General features: G+C 38.7%; 16 protein-coding genes. 14 read left to right on the top strand and 2 right to left on the bottom strand.

The genetic code is table 11. From position 1 onward, the window contains the following. Positions 1-15 precede the first annotated feature (15 nt). The 14 genes from R8N23_RS01335 to R8N23_RS01270 all read left to right on the top strand — a co-directional run bounded on the left by R8N23_RS01335 (position 16) and on the right by R8N23_RS01270 (position 18,097). Entirely contained in the window at positions 16-3,279 is a 3,264-nt protein-coding gene (locus tag R8N23_RS01335; RefSeq protein WP_318169761.1) for a DUF4175 family protein, read from the top strand. 33 nt (positions 3,280-3,312) lie between these two features. Beyond that, positions 3,313-3,714, top strand: coding sequence for an ATP-binding protein (locus R8N23_RS01330; protein WP_318169760.1), 402 nt, complete (start codon positions 3,313-3,315; stop codon positions 3,712-3,714). Next, positions 3,714-4,145, top strand: coding sequence for an rRNA maturation RNase YbeY (gene ybeY, locus R8N23_RS01325; protein ID WP_318169759.1), 432 nt, complete (start codon positions 3,714-3,716; stop codon positions 4,143-4,145). The genes R8N23_RS01330 and ybeY overlap by 1 nt, the downstream gene beginning before the upstream one ends. Before the next feature lie 79 nt (positions 4,146-4,224). Continuing rightward, entirely contained in the window at positions 4,225-6,087 is a 1,863-nt protein-coding gene (gene mnmG, locus R8N23_RS01320) for a tRNA uridine-5-carboxymethylaminomethyl(34) synthesis enzyme MnmG (protein ID WP_318169758.1), read from the top strand. A 3-nt stretch (positions 6,088-6,090) separates the two neighbouring features. Next, on the top strand, positions 6,091-6,975 hold the full coding sequence (locus R8N23_RS01315) for a class I SAM-dependent methyltransferase (protein WP_318169757.1): 885 nt from the start codon (positions 6,091-6,093) through the stop codon (positions 6,973-6,975). Then, a complete protein-coding gene (locus R8N23_RS01310; protein ID WP_318169756.1) occupies positions 6,972-8,726 on the top strand; it encodes an Ig-like domain-containing protein in 1,755 nt (584 codons plus the stop codon). Before R8N23_RS01315 ends, R8N23_RS01310 begins: the two co-directional genes overlap by 4 nt. Before the next feature lie 382 nt (positions 8,727-9,108). Further along, positions 9,109-10,917 carry a tetratricopeptide repeat protein gene (locus tag R8N23_RS01305; RefSeq protein ID WP_318169755.1) on the top strand — a complete coding sequence of 603 codons (1,809 nt, stop codon included), beginning with the start codon at positions 9,109-9,111 and terminating at the stop codon, positions 10,915-10,917. 126 nt (positions 10,918-11,043) lie between these two features. After that, on the top strand, positions 11,044-11,508 hold the full coding sequence (locus R8N23_RS01300; protein WP_318169754.1) for a MarR family transcriptional regulator: 465 nt from the start codon (positions 11,044-11,046) through the stop codon (positions 11,506-11,508). Then, complete coding sequence (locus R8N23_RS01295) at positions 11,501-13,903, top strand: 3-hydroxyacyl-CoA dehydrogenase/enoyl-CoA hydratase family protein (RefSeq protein ID WP_318169753.1); 2,403 nt, start codon at positions 11,501-11,503, stop codon at positions 13,901-13,903. Before R8N23_RS01300 ends, R8N23_RS01295 begins: the two co-directional genes overlap by 8 nt. 40 nt (positions 13,904-13,943) lie before the next feature. Continuing rightward, entirely contained in the window at positions 13,944-15,119 is a 1,176-nt protein-coding gene (locus R8N23_RS01290) for an acetyl-CoA C-acyltransferase (RefSeq protein ID WP_318169752.1), read from the top strand. A 317-nt stretch (positions 15,120-15,436) separates the two neighbouring features. Continuing rightward, entirely contained in the window at positions 15,437-15,895 is a 459-nt protein-coding gene (locus R8N23_RS01285) for a hypothetical protein (RefSeq protein WP_318169751.1), read from the top strand. A 4-nt stretch (positions 15,896-15,899) separates the two neighbouring features. Next, a complete protein-coding gene (locus R8N23_RS01280; RefSeq protein ID WP_318169750.1) occupies positions 15,900-16,313 on the top strand; it encodes a MaoC family dehydratase in 414 nt (137 codons plus the stop codon). 121 nt (positions 16,314-16,434) lie between these two features. Beyond that, positions 16,435-17,685 (top strand): MFS transporter, encoded by a 1,251-nt coding sequence (locus R8N23_RS01275; RefSeq protein ID WP_318169749.1) that lies wholly within the window; start codon positions 16,435-16,437, stop codon positions 17,683-17,685. Then, a complete protein-coding gene (locus R8N23_RS01270) occupies positions 17,645-18,097 on the top strand; it encodes a GNAT family N-acetyltransferase (RefSeq protein ID WP_318169748.1) in 453 nt (150 codons plus the stop codon). Before R8N23_RS01275 ends, R8N23_RS01270 begins: the two co-directional genes overlap by 41 nt. Before the next feature lie 17 nt (positions 18,098-18,114). Here the strand turns inward: R8N23_RS01270 and R8N23_RS01265 are convergent, their stop codons facing one another. Continuing rightward, a complete protein-coding gene (locus R8N23_RS01265; protein ID WP_318169747.1) occupies positions 18,115-18,681 on the bottom strand; it encodes a hypothetical protein in 567 nt (188 codons plus the stop codon). Between the two features lie 31 nt (positions 18,682-18,712). After that, positions 18,713-19,828 carry a TRAP transporter substrate-binding protein gene (locus tag R8N23_RS01260; protein WP_318169746.1) on the bottom strand — a complete coding sequence of 372 codons (1,116 nt, stop codon included), beginning with the start codon at positions 19,826-19,828 and terminating at the stop codon, positions 18,713-18,715. Positions 19,829-19,836 lie beyond the last annotated feature (8 nt).

Raw genomic sequence — 19,836 nt, 5'->3', positions numbered from 1 at the left:
CAATCAACAGACATATTGAAAAATAAGATAAATGCTTTCAAAAAGAAGTATTATCTCAATATTCTTGTAAAGAATACCATTGTCTTTGTATCTCTGGTTCTTACTATATATCTCTTTGCCACAGGATTCGAAGGCTCTCTTCAGCTCAATTCTTCTGCTCGAACAATTCTTTTTTACACCACACTTCTTTCGTTATTATTTTTATTATTCAAACTAATTATACGGCCGTATTTGAATATCATTCAAGCTAATTCCCAGATAAGTGATGAAGAAGCCGCTAAGCTAATTGGTAGATTTTTTCCAGAAATTGGCGATAAACTATTGAATACCATACAGTTAGGTCAAATTTCATCTTCTAACAATAGTTTGGCCATTGCGAGTATTGAAAAACGAACTATTGAGATTACTCCATTCGAGTTTAACTCAAGCATTGATATAAAATCGAATAAAAAATATCTCAAATACATTGCCTACCCAGGTTTTGTACTGCTTTTACTCTTTCTTATCGTGCCACAATATTTAACCGAGAGTACCAAGCGCATTGTCAATTATGACAAAGAGTTTTCACCAGGGTTTTTATTCTCAATCACACCACTGAACGATAACTTCAAAGCCTTTAAAAACGAAGATTTTGTGCTTGAAGTTGAAGTGTCTGGCTCAGCCATTCCTGAGCAAGTTTACATTAGCGCAAGGGGTAGAAGGGCAAAGATGAAAACCAATGCGAACCAAAGGTTAGAATATGTATTTACTAAAGTGCAGGACAATTTCAATTTTCGAATAGAGGCTGCTGATTACCAATCGAAGAGCTATGAAGTCGAAGTACTTCAAAGGCCAGATATCAAAACATTTAATATTAATCTAGTTTATCCCAACTATACTGGAAAGAAAAATGAAACGCTAGAGAATGTAGGAAACCTAACTATTCCTGAAGGTACTCAAGTTCACTGGAGAATAAAGACTATAGAAACTGAATCAGTTCAAATGATATTTGAGCAAGAAAAATCAACCATAGAACTGAAACGCACTGGGAATCAACTATTTGAATCCAAAAAAACAGTAAAATCAAGCGATGCCTATAAACTAAAGTTACAAAACCAGCATAGTCCTAACAAAGACTCAATTTCTTACAAGATTGATGTGATCAAAGATGAATTTCCCAAGATTTCGGTAGATGCCTTTCAGGATACTACGCTTTTTGCATTTATTGTTTTCAATGGCCTCATCAGTGACGATTATGGCATTTCTAAATTGGAGTTCGTCTATGATCAAGGCGATGAAAGGGTTTCGCTTCCCATACCCTTTAATAAGTCTCTCGCCTCTCAAAACTATTTTTATCAATGGAAATTAGACTCTTTAGACATTAAAGAGGGCGAGTCACTTCAGTATTTCGTTAGAGTTTGGGATAATGATGCAATTAACGGACGCAAACCTTCACAAAGTGCCACTTACACCTTTAAACTTCCAGAAAAGAAGGAAATCAAGGAAAAACTAGATAAACAAGCCGAAGGAGCTAAAAAGGAACTAGATAAATCATTGGAAGAAGCTGAAGATTTGAATGAACAAATCAAAGACATCCAAAATGATTTGAAAAGCAAGGAAAACCTCAATTGGCAGGAAAACAAGAAGATCAATGATCTTATCAACCAAAAGGAAAAATTAGAAGAAGCCATTGAAAAAATATCCCAGCAAAATAAAGATTTGGCCAAAAAGCAGGAACGCTTCAACAAGCCAAATGAAAAGCTCCAGGAAAAAGTCGACCAACTCCAAAAATTGATGGACGATATACTGGATGAGGAAACCAAAAAGCTTTACGATGAACTAAAAAAGCTATTAGAAGAGCAGAAAGGATCTGAGGATATTGAAGAAGTCATGGATCAGATTGAAAACAAGGAAGAAAATCTGCAAAAGGAAATCGAACGCGCCATAGAAATGTTCAAGCGATTACAGTTTGATTATAAAATGGACGAGATTATCAATGATCTTGATGAACTCAGCGAAGAGCAGGAACAACTGTCTAAGGAAACTCTCGATAAGGACAATGACACTGAATCTCTTCAAGAGAAACAAAAAGAACTTAATGAGTCCTTTAAAGATCTACAAGAACAAATCGATCAATTGGAAGAGCTCAATGAGGAAATGAAACAGCCAGAAAGCCTAGAAAACTTTGATCAAGAAGAGTCTGACATCCAAGAAGAACAACAAGAGAGTTTAGAAATGCTTGAACAGAAGAAAAGAAAGAAATCTTCTCAGTCACAACAAAATGCTTCAGACAAAATGAAGCAAATGAAAAAGAAGATGGAAGAGATGCAAGCAGGCATGGAAATGACCATGATGCAAGAGAATTTAGACCATCTTAGAGACATTGTAGATAACCTTGTCAAAGTATCCTTTGATCAAGAAGACATTATGACTGAGTTTAAAGGGGTGAATCAAAGTGATCCACGATACGTGACTCTATCTCAGCAACAACTGAAACTAAAAGACGATGCCAAAATTATTGAAGATAGTTTACTGTCCTTAGCCAATCGTGTGTTTCAGATTCAAAGCTTTGTGACCCGAGAAGTAGGCGCCATGAACGACGAAATAGAAGCAAGTCTGCAAGGGTTAAAGGACAGAAGAAAAGCAGAAGCTACAACCCATCAGCAATACGCCATGACCTCTATAAACAATCTAGCACTGTTACTGGATGACGTACTACGGCAAATGCAACAGCAAATGGCTGATGCCATGGGTAAACCTCAGAAAGGGCAAAAGGGACAAAAACAGAAACTTCCAGGTATGTCTGAACTGCAAAAACAACTCAATCAGAAAATTGAAGACCTAAAGAAAAGTGGAAAATCCGGAAGACCGCTCTCCAAAGAACTTGCCGAGCTAGCTGCTGAACAAGAAATGCTTCGTAATGAACTTCAAAAACTACAAGACCAACTCGGTGAAAACGAAGGAGGTGCTGGTCAAAACCTTAAGGAAGCCATTGAAAAAATGGAGCAAACAGAGATGGACTTAGTGAACAAACGAATTACACAAGAAACTATCAACAGGCAAAAGGATATACTTACTCGTATGCTAAAAGCAGAAGATGCCTTACGCGAACGCGAACTAGATGACGAGCGAGAGGCAGAACAAGCAGACAACTACGAACGTAACCTTCCTCCTGAATTTGAAGAATACATCAAAGCCAAACAAAAAGAACTTGAACTACTAAATACCGTTCCACCAAAGATGAACCCTTACTATAAGGAAGAAGTAAATAAATATTTCCGTCGGTTGAACGAACAGTAATATATTTGTAAACAAATTGACTAACAGAGAATAATGGACGCCATCAAAATTCAGATTCCGTCGCTTTCAGAAAACATCAGAATCATTGAAAGCTTCATAGACAATGCCAAGGAGCAGTATAACTTCACGGATGACATATACGGCAACATCATGATCGCAGTAACAGAATCAGTCAACAATGCGATCGTTCATGGCAATCAATCTGATAAATCAAAAAACGTTCATTTGTCATTAAGCCTTGAAGACAATCAGGTAAAGTTCATTATAGAAGATGAAGGTCCGGGGTTTGACTTTGACAATTTACCAGATCCAACAGCCCCAGAGAATTTGGAAAAGCCTGGAGGTAGAGGAATTTTTCTAATGAAAAACCTATGCGACGCGGTCTCCTTTGCTGACAACGGAAAAAAAGTAGAACTCAGCTTTTACCTACCTTAATGGAACAAATCAATTTCTTCTATGAAGACACAGCCTTTGAGCTGGCTCATAAAGAAATCATTTCCTCATGGATTGCTCATACTATTACCTCAGAAGATCATGAGCTCTCAGAAATCAATTACATCTTTTGTTCAGACGAGTATTTGCATCAAATCAACGTAGACTATCTACAGCACGATTACTATACAGATATTATCACTTTCGATAATTCTGAAGAAGAGGGTATCGTTGAGAGCGATATTTTCGTAAGCATAGAGAGGGTGCAAGACAATGCACAGGACCAAGGCATCCCATTTGAACAGGAGCTACGAAGAGTCATTATTCATGGCATCTTACATTTAGTGGGATACAATGATAAGACGGAGTCGGAGCAAACGCTTATGAGAGAAAAAGAGAATGCTTATTTATCTTTGCCGCAATTTCAGAGTTAAGAGAATTTAAAACGTTTCACGTGGAACACTTTCCAGTGTTTCTATCAACTGTTTCACGTGGAACATAAGAGGATATTTCATGTTTCCACAATACGATGTAATAGTAGTAGGGGCAGGACATGCCGGATGCGAAGCAGCCGCGGCGGCCGCCAACATGGGTTCTAAGGTCATGCTCATTACCATGAATATGAATACCATCGCTCAGATGTCATGCAACCCTGCCATGGGAGGAGTAGCCAAAGGACAGATTGTTCGGGAGATTGATGCGCTAGGAGGTTACTCCGGAATCATATCCGATAAATCAATGATCCAATTTAGGATGCTCAATAAGTCCAAAGGACCAGCAATGTGGAGCCCACGTACTCAAAACGATAGAATGCGCTTTGCTGAAGAATGGCGCATTGCACTTGAGCAAACGCCTAACGTTGACTTCTGGCAAGAAATGGTCTCAGGGCTCGTTGTTAAAAACAACCGAGTAATTGGCGTTCGTACCAGCATGGGCATTGAAATCATGGGGAAATCTGTAGTGCTTACAAACGGTACTTTCCTTAATGGACTTATTCATATAGGAGAAAAACGTTTCGGAGGTGGAAGAACAGGGGAGAAGGCAGCAACAGGAATTACCGAACAATTAGTAAAATTAGGCTTTGAGTCTGGAAGAATGAAAACCGGGACTCCTCCTAGAGTAGATGGTAGATCCTTAAATTGGAAAGTCATGGAAGAACAACCAGGTGATGAAACTCCAGGTAAATTCTCTTTCACGGATACTGAACCACTCAAGACCCAACGGCCTTGTCATATCACCTATACTAACTCTGAGGTACACGAAATACTCAAGACTGGATTCGAGAAATCTCCAATGTTTACCGGTAGAATAAAGGGACTGGGACCCAGGTACTGTCCATCCATTGAAGATAAAATCAATCGATTTGCAGAAAGAGATAGACATCAAATATTTGTTGAACCAGAAGGGTGGAATACAGTAGAGATCTATGTCAATGGTTTTTCCACCAGTTTACCGGAAGATGTGCAATACAAAGCCATCACCAAAATACCAGGATTTGAAAACGTGAAAATGTTTAGACCTGGCTATGCCATTGAATACGATTACTTTCCACCCACACAGTTAGAGTCTACTCTGGAAACTAAACTGATCGCCAATCTCTACTTTGCAGGTCAAATCAATGGCACTACAGGCTACGAGGAAGCTGCCAGTCAAGGGTTGATGGCAGGTATTAATGCACACAACAAAGTACACGAGAAAGACCCTTTTGTACTTGGTAGATCAGAAGCCTACATAGGTGTACTCATAGATGACCTTATCAATAAAGGGACAGATGAGCCTTACCGTATGTTTACCTCACGAGCTGAGTTTAGAATCCTACTACGTCAGGACAATGCAGATATCCGATTAACTGGCATAGGACATCAACTCGGATTAGCTTCAGAAGAACGTCTCGAAAAAGTAAACAAAAAAATAACTGATACAGATGAGCTTATCAATCAGCTCAGTAAGATCAAAGTAAAGCCTGATGAGATTAATGGTAAGTTGACAGAAATCAACTCAGCCAACATTAAGGAAAAAACTCCATTGATAAACTTTCTACGGCGGCCTGAACTCGATATTCTAGATGTACTTTCTTTCCACCCAGAAGGTCAAGTATTGATTCAAAACAATCAGTCGGATATTCTTGAACAAGCTTCTATTCTAGTTAAATATGAAACCTACATAGAGAAAGAAAAAAGTCTTGCTGATCAAATGGGTAATCTGGACAACAAAAAAATCCCACAAGGATTTGACTACAGAAATATTCCAGCTTTGTCCGCTGAGGCAAAAGAAAAACTTTCTAATATTAAACCTACAAACCTCGGACAAGCTTCACGAATCAGTGGAGTCAATCCTGCAGATATCTCTGTATTGATGGTCTATATGGCTCGATAATTTATGTACGAAAAAGTAGAATCCTGTCCTTCTTGTCATTCCAAAGAGTTCATCAATCACATGATTTGTGATGACTACTCGGTTTCAAAAGAAAGTTTCGCGATAATGAAATGCTCCAATTGTGAGCTTTTACTAACCTCACCACGTCCAAGCAAAGATAAGATTGGTTCCTATTACCAATCTGAAGATTACATATCTCACACCAATCAAGCCAACAATCTCATTAACTGGGTTTACAAAATTGCTAGAAACTATACGCTCAGAAAAAAGTTCAAACTCATCAAACGACTGGCATCTAAAGAATCAATTCTTGATTACGGCTGTGGTACTGGCCACCTGCTGAACTACATTCAGCAAAACAAATCATGGAAGACTCTTGGCATTGAACCTGATCAAACCGCTCGAACTATCGCCATTAGTGATCATGGTCTCAACGTAGTTTCTTCTATTGAAGACCTACCTGATAAAAAATTCGGAATCATTACACTCTGGCACGTACTCGAACATGTCCACGATCTCAATGAAACTATCCAAGCACTTAAGAAACATCTATCCAAAAAAGGTCGATTAGTGATTGCGGTTCCCAATCACAAATCATTAGATGAACAAATATACCAACAGCACTGGGCAGCCTATGACGTTCCAAGACACCTTTATCACTTCAACCAATTGACTATCAAAGAGTTGATGAAGTACAACAAGTTCACGTTAGAGGAAACCATACCCATGAAACTCGACGCCTATTACGTAAGTATGCTCAGCGAAAAGCACAAAACGGGTAAAATAAATTATCTAAAATCAGTTATAAACGGTTGGAAATCAAATACTTGGGCTAGAAAAAACAATAAAAATTATTCAAGTTTGATATATATATTTAAACAAGCATGAAATCCTTATTTCCCCTTTTCTTACTAATAACATCCATATATATCTATTCTTGTGCTAATCAGGGGTCACCATCAGGAGGTCCCAGAGATACCATTCCTCCCCTACTTATTGAAAGCATTCCAGTAAATAAGTCCATAAATTATAAAGGCCAGGAATTTCAATTCATATTCGATGAGCGAGTGAATGCAGATAAACTCAAAAGTCAATTACTCATCACACCGCACATTGAAAACAAATTCAATGTGAAGGTTCGAAAAAATGAACTCACTCTAACCTTCGATGAACCCTTCAATGACAGTACGACCTTCACTCTGAATTTCTCTGATGGTGTAGTGGATGTCACTGAAAAAAATCCAGTAATCAATCTAAGCTTCGCCTTCTCCACCGGAAACTATATCGACTCCATTTATGTCACTGGAAAAATTACAGATCTCTATACAAATGAAAACAAAGATGGATTTATAGTTGGCCTCTATCAACTTACCGATTCCATAGATCTACTCAAGGACAAGCCTAGATACTTTGCAAAAACCAATAAGCAAGGACAGTTTCTTATTGAAAACATAAAGAATGGTTATTACAAAATTCTCACTTTCAGTGACGAGAATAAAAACCTCATACTCAATCCTGAAACTGAGGATCACGGTTTTCTTTCCGATTCCATAGACCTCACACTTTCTAGAGATTCTGTTCGTATTCAAACACAATTGATCAATGCTTCCGAGTTCAAATCTATCAGATCAAAAAAAACCGGAAGGTATTTTGATGTGCAGTACAACAAACCTTTTATCCAATATCACCTAACCAAACTTGATTCCACTAATACACTTCCTATACCTCCTAACAATCGAGTGAAAGGAAATAAGATCTTAAGATTCTATCCACGTGAAACCTATCAATACGATATTGATAGTTTAGGTCTGATCATTACTGCCATCGACAGTATGTTTAATCAGAGCATTGATACAGCCTATATCCAATTCGCCGAAACATCAAGAAAACCAGAAGCATTCAAGGCATCCTTTTTTCCTTCAGACAATGCTTATGTCGATCCATTAGTACGTCATACTTACTCCTTTGACAAACCAATTGAAACCTTCTACCAAGACAGTCTATTCATTCTATACGACACACTTAAAGTAGAACTCGTGCCAGATAGCACAATTTCATGGAACAAGAATAAAACCGAACTGAATTTTGATATTCTTTTGGATAAGGACTTTCTCGCAACTGAGATAGACACCTTACTAAAAATATATAGTGATACAACCAACATTGACTCGCTTGTGGTGAACGATACAATACGAACAGACTCTATTCGAATGGCAAAATACGACTACTTTTCCAGCGTTAATACCCATCAGGTCACTGTATCCTTTCCAAAAGGTACTTTCATTAGTGTAGAAGGCGACAGTACGCCGGCGGTAAGGAATAATTATAAATTCAAATCTCTTGATCAACTCGGATCCGTAAGTGGTCAAATCACTACAGACTACCAATCATTCACACTACAGCTCGTCAACGCTAAATATGAAATCATAGAAGAACTACATAACACTACAATTTTCTCCTTTCCTTACGTAAAACCAGGCAAATACACTTTCAGAATAATGATTGATAACAACGCTGATGGTACCTGGTCTTATGGAAACATCCTAAAAGATGAAATGCCGGAAAGTGTATATTTCTACCCCGAGGTATTTGATGTTCGTGCCAATTGGCAACTAGAAAATATTCAAATTTCATTCTAAAATCACTGTGGATAAAATGTAAATCAAGGTGGAATAACCCGTGAACTTCCTTTTACAATTACAGAACTATCAACCAACTCGATTCACGAAAAGGATAACTTTCAAGAAGTCCATAAATATCAACATCTTCTCCCAGCATTCGTAGATGTAAATAAGTAATTCACAAAAGTGAAACTGTCTGTTGATAAGTCAATACCAAACTAAAAATCAATAACTTATGATGTGAATAAGATGTAGCTAGTTTTTAGTAATACACCAATCAATAACAAATAGAATTCAAAAGAAAACTTATACACATATCCACGCCCTTAATAAAGAATAATAATTTCTTTAATCTATATTTTTATTTTAGGGTTTTGGTCAAAGTGTGGACAACTGAGAAATGAAGAGATTTTTTTATCTGATATTAATAATAATTCCTACGCTGGGGGCGGCGCAAAATTCTAACCAAGTGCAACTCGCTAATGAGTATTACATGAATGGTGAATTAGATAAGGCGCTCGATATTTATGAAAAGTTAGCCGGCAATCCACAATACATTCAGCAGATCCATAATAATTATCTCAACATTTTAATAACGAAGGGAGAATACAAACAGGCAGAGAAACATCTGAAGAAAGCCACTAGATATTATCCTTCTAACGTTTTTTATCAGATCGACTTGGGATTGCTTTATCAAGAGATGGGTCAAATCGAAAAAGCCAATGAGACTTTCAACCAGACCATAGAAAACTCCAAAGAAAATAAATACCTCATTGGAACCGCTGCTCAATATTTTATTAGTAAGCAGCTAACACCCTATGCACTCCAGGCTTATCAACAAGCTAGAAAAAGTAATAAGGATAAAACTAGTTATGCATTGGAATTAGCGAATACTTATCGACTGCTGGATCAACAATCTGAAATGATTGAAGAGTATTTGGTTTTTGCTTCGATTAGACCAAACAACTTGAGGTATGTAAAAAACATTCTCCAGAACATTCTTCAAAAAGAAGAGGCCATTCAAAATTTTCAAGAGATCCTAATTGATAAAGTTCAAAAAAACCCAAATGAAAAAATCTACCCTGAATTGTTGATCTGGGTAAATTTGCAACAGAATAATTTTTATGGTGCCTATATCCAAGCAAGAGCTGTGGATAAAAAGTTCAAGACACATGGAAACAGAGTGATGAATATTGGCCACATCGCTTTAGAGAATAAAGCTTATGATGATGCCATTCAGATCTACACTTATGTCACAAAAACATATCCTAACACTGGCAATTATATCACAGCTCGACGTCAGATAATAAAAGCAAGAGAGGAAAAAGTGAAAAACGATTTTCCAGTTGAAAAAACGGCGATTCGAGAATTGACTTATGAATATAAGCAGTTGATTTTGGACATTGGTGTAAATGCCCAGACGATTGAAGCGTTTAGAAGCAAGGCGCTTCTCCATGCCTTTTATTTGGATGAGTTAGATTCAGCAATCAATATTTTGAATGAAATAATTTTGGCACCTAGAATTAACCCATCTCTAAAAGCAAAAAGTAAATTGGACTTGGGAGATATTTATCTATTGACGGGTGATCCTTGGGAAGCTACCTTGCTTTATTCGCAAGTAGAAAAAAGTAATAAGGATAGTCCGATAGGCTATGAAGCGAAACTGAAAAACGCACAGCTAAATTATTTTCAGGGAAACTTTGAGCTAGCTAAAAGTCATCTGGATATTTTAAAATTGGCTACTACCCGAGAGATTGCCAATGATGCATTGGCTTTGAGTTTGCTGATCCAGGACAACACGGCATTGGACTCTTCTGATTTTGTAATGAAAAAATTTGCCAATATTGAGCTCATGCTTTTTCAAAATAAAAAAGACAGTGCTCTACTGGCTTTTGAACAAATGCTCAAAGATTATCCTGGTCATTCACTCACAGATGAGATCTATTGGAAGATGGCACGCATCAATCTTGAATTGGGCAACTTTGAAAATTCACTACTCGAATTGCAGGCAATTCTCAGTGGTTATCCCACAGATATATTGGGTGATGATGCTATGTTCTTATCTGCACAGATTTATGAGGAACATTTGTATGACTATACCAAGGCCATGGAAATTTACAGAGACTTCTTAATTACCTATCCAGGGAGTGTGTATGTGGCTGAAGCCAGAAAAAGATTTCGTAAGCTAAGAGGAGATAATATCAATTAATCTTAAGCTACCCTTCCAGATTCTTTTGAAGCGTATGACATAATTACAAAATATAGTATGCATGCATAACATATTTTGTATATCTTTGGTTTCCACCGAAAGTTACTTACTTAATTTGAGAAGCATATGCGTAAAGAAGAAACGGTCGATTATCATATCAAAGTAGTTTGGCACGCCATATCTAGAATGTATAATCAAGGAGGTGCCACGAAAGGAATTACCGCCTCTTCAGGATTTGTACTTCTCAATATTGATCAGGAAGAAGGAACGCCCGCTACCAAAATTGCTCCGCTATTAGGTATGGAATCCAGAAGTTTGACACGCATGCTAAAAACTATGGAGGAGACAGGTTTGATTTATAGAGAGCGAGACACCGAAGACAAACGTTCGGTTCGTATTTATCTAACCGAAGCAGGAAAAAAACAAAGAGATTTTTCTAGAAAAGCGGTTATCTATTTTAATGATAAAGTAAGAGAAGCTGTATCGCCTAAAAAACTAGAAGCCTTCTTTGAAGTGATGACTACTATCGACAGTATAATAGAAGAAAATAAAAATCTTGACCAAAAAATACAATTGATCGAAAATGAATAGAGCTATAAAAAAAGTAGCGATACTAGGGTCCGGTATCATGGGATCCAGAATCGCTTGTCACTTTGCAAATATTGGAGTGGAAGTTTTGCTTCTCGATATTGTGCCAAAAGAATTGGATGAAGCAGAAAAAGCAAAAGGTCTTTCGCTTGAAGACAAAACAGTTCGAAACCGAATTGTAAATGAGGCATTTCAAAATACATTGAAATCAAAGCCAGCATCCTTGTATGATTCTAAAAAAGCCAGTCTGGTGACTCTTGGAAATTTTGACGACGATATGTCGAAAATTTCCGAGTACGATTGGATCATGGAAGTGGTAGTCGAAAGACTAGACATCAAAAAAATCGTTTTCGAACAAGTCGAAAAATACAGAAAACCAGGAACCCTGATTACATCAAACACCTCTGGAATTCCTATCCACTTTATGGCCGAGGGGCGAAGTGAAGATTTCAAAAAACACTTTTGTGGAACTCACTTTTTCAATCCTCCGAGGTATTTGAGGTTGTTAGAAATTATTCCGACCAAAGAAACAGATCCTGAAGTCATCGACTTCCTGATGAAATATGGTGATCTCTTCTTAGGTAAAGAAACCGTGCTTTGTAAAGACACACCAGCATTTATCGCCAACCGTATTGGCATCTACGCGATTATGTCTGGCATGCACGCCGTCGAAAAAATCGGCCTCACCGTTGGTGAGGTAGATAAATTGACGGGGCCAATTATTGGCCGCGCTAAATCTGCAACATTCCGTACGATGGATGTCGTAGGTCTGGATACTACGGTCAATGTGGCCAAAGGACTTTATGAAGGTTTGCCAAACGACGAATCGAAGGAAAAATTTAAACTTCCGAAAATAGTTCAAGAACTGTACGACAGAAAATGGTGGGGTGATAAAACCAAACAGGGCTATTTCAAAAAGACCGTTGATGAAAACGGCAAAAAAGAAATCCTTGAACTCAATTTAAAAACTTTCGAATATGGTCCTCGAACCAAAGGGCATTTTGATGCTATTGGTCAGGTAAAGGATATTGAAAATGTAAAAGAAAGAATTCCGATTTTGGTTAACTCAGAAGGCAAAGCCGGAGAGTTTTACCGAGCTACTTTCTACGACATGTTCAAATATTGTTCCATGCGAATTCCTGAAATTGCTGATGAGCTATACAGAATCGACAATGCAGTTGCTGCAGGATTCGCTTGGGAAATTGGACCATTCGCCACGTGGGATGTATTGGGTGTAAAAGATACTGCTGCCAAAATGGAAGAAGCAGGAATGAAACCTGCCGACTGGGTAGGAGAAATGATTGCAGCAGGTCATGAGAGTTTTTACAAATTCGAAAATGGCAAAAAACTCTATTACGATATTCCATCCAAATCTTATAAAGTAATTCCGGGAACAGAAGGCCTGGTCATACTTGATGCTTTCAAGGAAAACAATATTGTTTATCAAAACCCTGGATGCACACTTTACGATGTTGGAGATGGAATTCTAAATTTAGAGTACCACACTAAGATGAATGCCATGGGTGCCGAAATCATTGAGGGCATCAATGCATCGATTTCAAAAGCAGAGGAAAGCTTCCGAGGATTAGTCATTGGAAATGAAGGTCAGAACTTTTCAGCTGGTGCCAATTTAGCCATGCTGTTCATGTATGCTGGAGATCAGGATTTTGACGAAATCAACATGATGATCGGACATTTCCAAAATACCATGATGCGAGCTAGATATTCTTCAATTCCGGTTGTGGTGGCCACATCAGGCATGGCGCTTGGTGGCGGATGTGAATTGTCCTTACATTCTGATCATATTCAGGCGCACACAGAAACTTATATGGGATTAGTAGAAGTTGGAGTTGGTTTGATCCCTGGCGGGGGTGGAACTAAGGAGATGACCTTAAGAACTTCCGATGCTTATCGAGCGGGCGACCCAGAGTTGAACGTGCTACAAGAAAACTTCATGACTATTGCGACTGCCAAAGTAGCGACATCGGCCTATGAAGCTAGAGATTTAGGATTCGTTAGAAAATCTGATGATTTCACATTGAACAGAGCTCGACTTTTGGCGGATGCCAAAAACAAAGCGATCGAATTAGCTGAAGCGGGTTATACACAACCTGCTCAAAGAACGGATATCAAAGTTCAAGGAAAATCTGGTTTGGCGATGTTCGAAGCAGGTGTAGCTGGTATGAGATATGGCAATTACATTTCGGATCACGATATGAAGATTGCTAAGAAAATTTCTTGGGTGATGAATGGTGGAGACCTGTCAGCGCCAACGTTAGTTTCAGAACAGTATTTACTGGATTTGGAACGTGAAGCATTCTTGAGTTTGACGGGTGAACCGAAAACTTTGGAAAGAATCCACAGCATTTTGTTTAAAGGCAAACCGCTAAGGAACTAATTTCTCGATTCTAGAATTTTAATATTAAGAAACTACAAAAATGGAAGCATATATAGTAAACGGATATAGAACAGCAATTGGCAAATCAAAAAGAGGTGGGTTTAGATTCACACGACCAGATGATTTGGCTGCTGATGTGATCAAGCACTTGGTAGCTGATGTGCCAGCGCTCGACCCAAAAAGAATAGATGATTTAATTGTAGGGAATGCCATTCCCGAAGCGGAACAAGGTATGCAAATGGGAAGAATGATTTCTCTTCTTTCTCTCCCGATTGAAGTACCAGGAGTTACGGTCAATAGATATTGTGGATCTGGATTGGAAACTATCGCTATCGCTGCTGCAAGAATCAAAGCAGGAATGGCGAATTGTATTATCGCTGGAGGAACGGAGTCCATGTCTTTGGTTCCGATGCTAGGATACAAAACAGCACTGAACTGGAAAATTGCAGAAAAAACACCTGAATATTATTTGGGCATGGGGCTGACGGCTGAGGAAATAGCTGAGGATTACAAGATTTCTAGAGAAGAGGCAGACGAGTTTTCTGTAAAATCTCATGACAAAGCATTGGCCGCATTGGCAGAAGGAAAATTCAAAGATGAGATCGTGCCGATCACCGTCAAAGAAACTTATGTGAACGAAGAAGGCAAAAAAGCCGAGCGTGAATATGTAGTGGATACTGACGAAGGACCTCGAGCAGGAACATCTATGGAAGGTTTGTCTAGGTTAAAGCCTGCCTTTAAAATGGGTGGTGTTGTCACAGCGGGAAATTCTTCTCAAACTTCAGATGGTGCCGCTTTCGTAATGGTGATGTCTGAAGCGATGGTGAAAGAATTGAAACTGGAGCCGGTGGCTAGAATGGTGACCTACACTGCTGCAGGTGTTGATCCGAGAATTATGGGGATTGGTCCAGTGGCTGCTATTCCGAAAGCATTGAAGCAGGCCGGATTGAAACTGAATGACATCGATCAATTCGAATTGAACGAAGCCTTCGCCACGCAATCCTTGGCTGTTATAAAGGAGGCGGGACTAGATCCGGAGAAGATCAACCCGAATGGAGGGGCTATTGCCTTAGGTCATCCGCTAGGATGCTCAGGAGCGAAGCTATCCGTTCAGTTGATCAATGAAATGCGAAGAAGAAAACAAAAGTATGGAATGGTAACTGCCTGCGTAGGCGGTGGCCAAGGTGTAGCTGGCATCTACGAATTCCTGAAGTAATCAAACTTTTATTATGAGAAAACGCTGATTGCGTGAAAGGCCTTGAGCAATCAAGGCCTTTTTATTCTATCAAAATTAAAAATTTTAAAATTATATTTTTTGTTTGAACTATTATCCAACGAAAATTCTGAATGGGCAAAATAGCTTGTTCAATATTTCCAACTTATTTGGTTTCTAAGTATTTTTATAACCCAAGTGGACTTTTTTATTAGACTACTTAGCATACTAATCCAACAAATGACTAGCAGATGATCACGGGCGATCATCTGCTTTTTTTATATTCTCCTTCATCCGAAATTTTTTATTTCTATTTTTATATGATGAAAAACCTTGTGCTTATATTTTTGACATTATTCATGTTGTCTTGCTCTACAAAAAAAGAAGAGCCTTTGCGTGAAGAAGAATTAATTGGAAAATGGACCAATCTTTCCCTATTGGTTACTATGAAAAGATTGGAAAAAGAAGATTCAATTTTGCATGCCAAAGAAGGAGAGTGGGAAAAGGTGCTGAAGATCAAACCTATCTTATCAGAATTTAAAGATGATGGAACTTTCAAAGCACAATACTCAAACCTTGATGAGGAAATAATAAAAGAAGATGAAGGTAAATGGTTTATTCGAAATGATTCCTTGGTTATAGTAATTGATGGACATGAAACGACATACCATTTTACAGTCAATAATGATCGTGTGATGTACAAAGCCCATTTGGATTGGGATGGAGAAGGTCACAAAAATGACTACTATGACGGTGTTCAGATCAAGGTAAAAGAATAATCAGATGCTAAAAGTTGGAGATACATATGAGACTGATTTCATTATCAGGCAGGAGCAAGTCAATGCATTCGCAGAATTATCAGGAGATAAAAACCCTTTGCATCTAGATGCAGCGTTTGCAGCGACCACCAATTTTAAATCACCAATAGTACATGGCATTTTTACTTCAGCCGTGATTTCTAAAGTTTTAGGCATGGAATTTCCTGGGCCAGGCACTTTTTATTTGAGTCAAAAGCTCGATTTTAAAAGGGCGATCTATCCTGACAAGCGCTACGTCGCGAAATTTGAAATAACAGAAATACGAGAAGGAAAACATATAGCGGTAATTAGCACGCAATATTTTGAAACCGAAACAGGAAGAAATCGAATCGTATTAGATGGACAAGCTGAGGTTAAAAACCTGGAGCAAATTCCGTAATTAGTATTTTCGATAATCGTCAGTATTTTAATTCATAGATAGGAGGCATCCTTTCATTGACTTTGGTCGTAACCAAACTGTCGGTACTCAGTATCGAACTCACTCATTACAAACCAACACGATGATTAAACGACAACTCAATGCGTACATCCAATCTTACCAAGGCCTTTCCCGAGAAATATGGCTGCTTGCCTTAATCACATTAATCAATAGAGCGGGCACCATGGTGGTGCCTTTTTTGTCTCTATACCTTACGGCCAGTTTGGGTTATTCTCTTTCGCAGGTTGGGTGGGTCATGACCGCTTTTGGCTTGGGTTCCATTTTGGGTGCCTGGTTGGGTGGTAAACTCACCGATCTTTTTGGTTATTACAAAGTGATGCTGGCCAGCCTGATTGGATCAGGAGTTGTTTTTATTGTAGTTCAATATCTCAATGAATTTTGGTTTTTAGTAGGAGGGATTTTTGTGTTGATGCTGATAGCAGATATGTTTCGTCCAGCGATGTATGTATCCATCAAAGCCTATAGCAAACCGGAAAACAACACCAGGTCCGTGACGCTCATCCGACTGGCGATTAATCTTGGGTTTTCTTTTGGCCCGGCGATGGGAGGGCTCATCATTGCCACGATGACTTATGGTTCTTTGTTTTGGATTGATGGCGTTACCTGTTTGGTTGCTTCGATATTATTGTATCTGCTTTTGAACGAAAAAGACGGTATGCCTATAACTGATGAAAAAACGAACGGGCAAAAAAGTCAGTCGGCATATTCTGATATACCATATTTGGTTTTTCTGGCCATCGTGTTTTTGACGGCCATCGTGTTTCTACAGATGTTTGCGACGGTGCCAGTTTATTACAAGACAATTCATTTGCTTACCGAAGGACAAATCGGCTTACTATTGGGAATGAATGGCATGCTCATATTTTTATTTGAAATGCCTTTGATCAATTGGTTGGAAAAAAGCAGAGTTTCGAAAGCTACGGTTTTGTTGATTGGTACATTGATTCTCGGTTTGGGGTTTTTAGTATTTAACCTTTCGGAATGGGTAGGCATCCTGGTGATTAGTATGTTTTTTATCACGCTGGGTGAAATGCTCATATTTCCATTTGCCAATTCTTTCGCCATGGAGCGTTCTCAAAAGGGAAAGGCTGGAGAATACATGGCGTTGTTTCCGATTGCCTTTTCAGCGGCACATATTATTGGACCCAATATAGGCATGCAGCTGATAGAAACCTATGGATATGGGTTTACCTGGAGTATGACTTTTGTGGCGACAGCTGTAGGCTTGGTACTTTGTTTATATTTGAAATACAGGCTGAATGCCGAATCTTATGGAAATACAGATAAAAAAATACCATCAACTGTCTCTTGATGAATTGTATCAAATACTCAAGTTGAGAGTTGATGCGTTTGTGGTAGAGCAAGCCTGCGCCTACCCGGAACTGGATGATGCGGATCAAAATGCCACGCATCTTTTTATTGAAAAAAACCAAAAGGTCATAGGCTATCTGCGGTTGTTTCAGCTGAAAAATGGCTCGGCCAAAATTAGCCGTGTAGTTACCGCTAAGTCAGAAAGAGGAAAAGGCATCAGTCGAAAACTCGTTGATGCAGCTTTGGTACAAATGAAAAAGGAAAGACAAACGGAGTCTGTCGTCTTGCAGTCTCAAGAATACCTCACAGACTTCTATGCTTCATTTGGTTTTGAAAAAACTTCCGAAGTCTATCTGGAAGATGGTATTCCACATGTGGATATGGTGCTCAACTTTACTTCATTGCACAATTAAAAGGTTAGAAACTTCAATTAAAACATCATAGTGTTTTGAAGAACTATTCCAATTCCAATAACTAAAATATTGACTAATATTAGCTCAATTGAAATATGAACTTTTAAAAGTTCGGAAGTGAATGTTGAATTACTAATCTTTGGTTGATTTACAATTTTTGTTCCAGCAAGTATGTCACCTATGCGTTGACCTGTGCCACTAAACGCTATCAATGCTTCTAGAGGCCAAGCAAAAAAAGTAATATTTCTAAAGAAACATTGAAGTTTAGAAGCAGGTTCACCACTACTACTTTTTACAATTGCAAGGCCTAAATTCCGTTTTGTAATACTACGGCCATCTACAATATCTTTATTAAACATAACCAGTGTGAGAAGAGGCCAAAGTAGATAAAAGCCGAGATCAAATGACCAATAGCGTTCCACTACAAATATTAACGGTAAAACTATTGGAAATACAATTCCCATTGATCGAGCAAAATCTAACATCATGCTTTTTGCTCTTAAAGGCAACGGCAAAGTTTTCTCTACTTGATTTACTAATGCATTTGCAAAAGGGTTGAAGATTAAAAAGTTAAAGAACTTCATAGTACGAAAATTGTTTAGGCTAGATTAAACTCTAAAGCACATTCTTATAATAGTATCCTTCACTAATGGCTGACCAATTATTTATCTGCTTCCTGAATTTGGTATAATGCTCGTAGATTTTTTTGCTCTGGGCATCCGACTCTACAACTTCTAATACGACTTCTTCGGCTATCTTTTTTAATGGATCAAGCACCTCCTTTGAAAACGGCCTGATGTCTACTTTTTCATCTTTCATTTTTTGAAGGTAAATCGAGTTTTTTTGCTCAAACTCAAGAAGCATCCATTGGTTCAGTCTGTAGATCGCTGCACGAACGATTTCCTGAAGATCTTTGGGTAGTTCGTTGAACTTGTCCTTGTTCATGATCATTTCCAAAACGGTACCTGGCTCATGCCAACCCGGATAATAGTAATGCTTAGCCACACGATGAAACCCCATCAGGTAATCATGATACGGGCCGATCCATTCGGTGGCATCAATGACACCTCGTTCGAGATTGGTAAACAATTCTCCTCCGGCTACGAGCACCGCAGTACCGCCAGCTTTGTTTATAATTTTGCTGCCCAATCCAGGCATCCGCATTTTTAGGCCTTTGTAATCTTCGATAGTATTGATTTCCTTGTTGTACCAGCCGCCAGCTTGCACGCCGGTATTTCCTCCAGGCAGAGGTATCAGATTGAATGGCTCATAGATTTCGTCCCACAATTTATTGGCGCCGCCGTTGATGATCCAGGCGTTCATTTGCTGAGCATTCATGCCGAATGGAACGGAAGAGAAAAACTGCGCCGCTGGGATTTTACCTGCCCAGTAATAACCTGACCCGCTGGCCATCTCTACTGCACCATGACTCACTGCGTCAAAACATTCCAAAGAAGGAATTAATTCTCCCCCACCATATACTTCGATTTTCAATCGACCACCACTCATTTCTTCCACCCACTTGGCTAGAAGTTTACAGCCTTCTCCTAACACCGGAAAATTCGGAGGCCACGTGGTCACCATTTTCCAATGATAGGTGTTGTTGAAATTGATCTTAATGGACTGGTCTTTGGTTGGCTCTTTGCCACAGGCAGCCAACAGACCAGTGGCACCTGCCGCGGCTACCAAACTTCCTTTCTTGATAAACTTTCTTCGAGACGAATCGGACATAAACTAGA

The organism is Reichenbachiella sp., from assembly GCF_033344935.1.
Classification (GTDB): domain Bacteria; phylum Bacteroidota; class Bacteroidia; order Cytophagales; family Cyclobacteriaceae; genus Reichenbachiella.
This window is presented reverse-complemented; position numbering and strand designations above follow the sequence as displayed.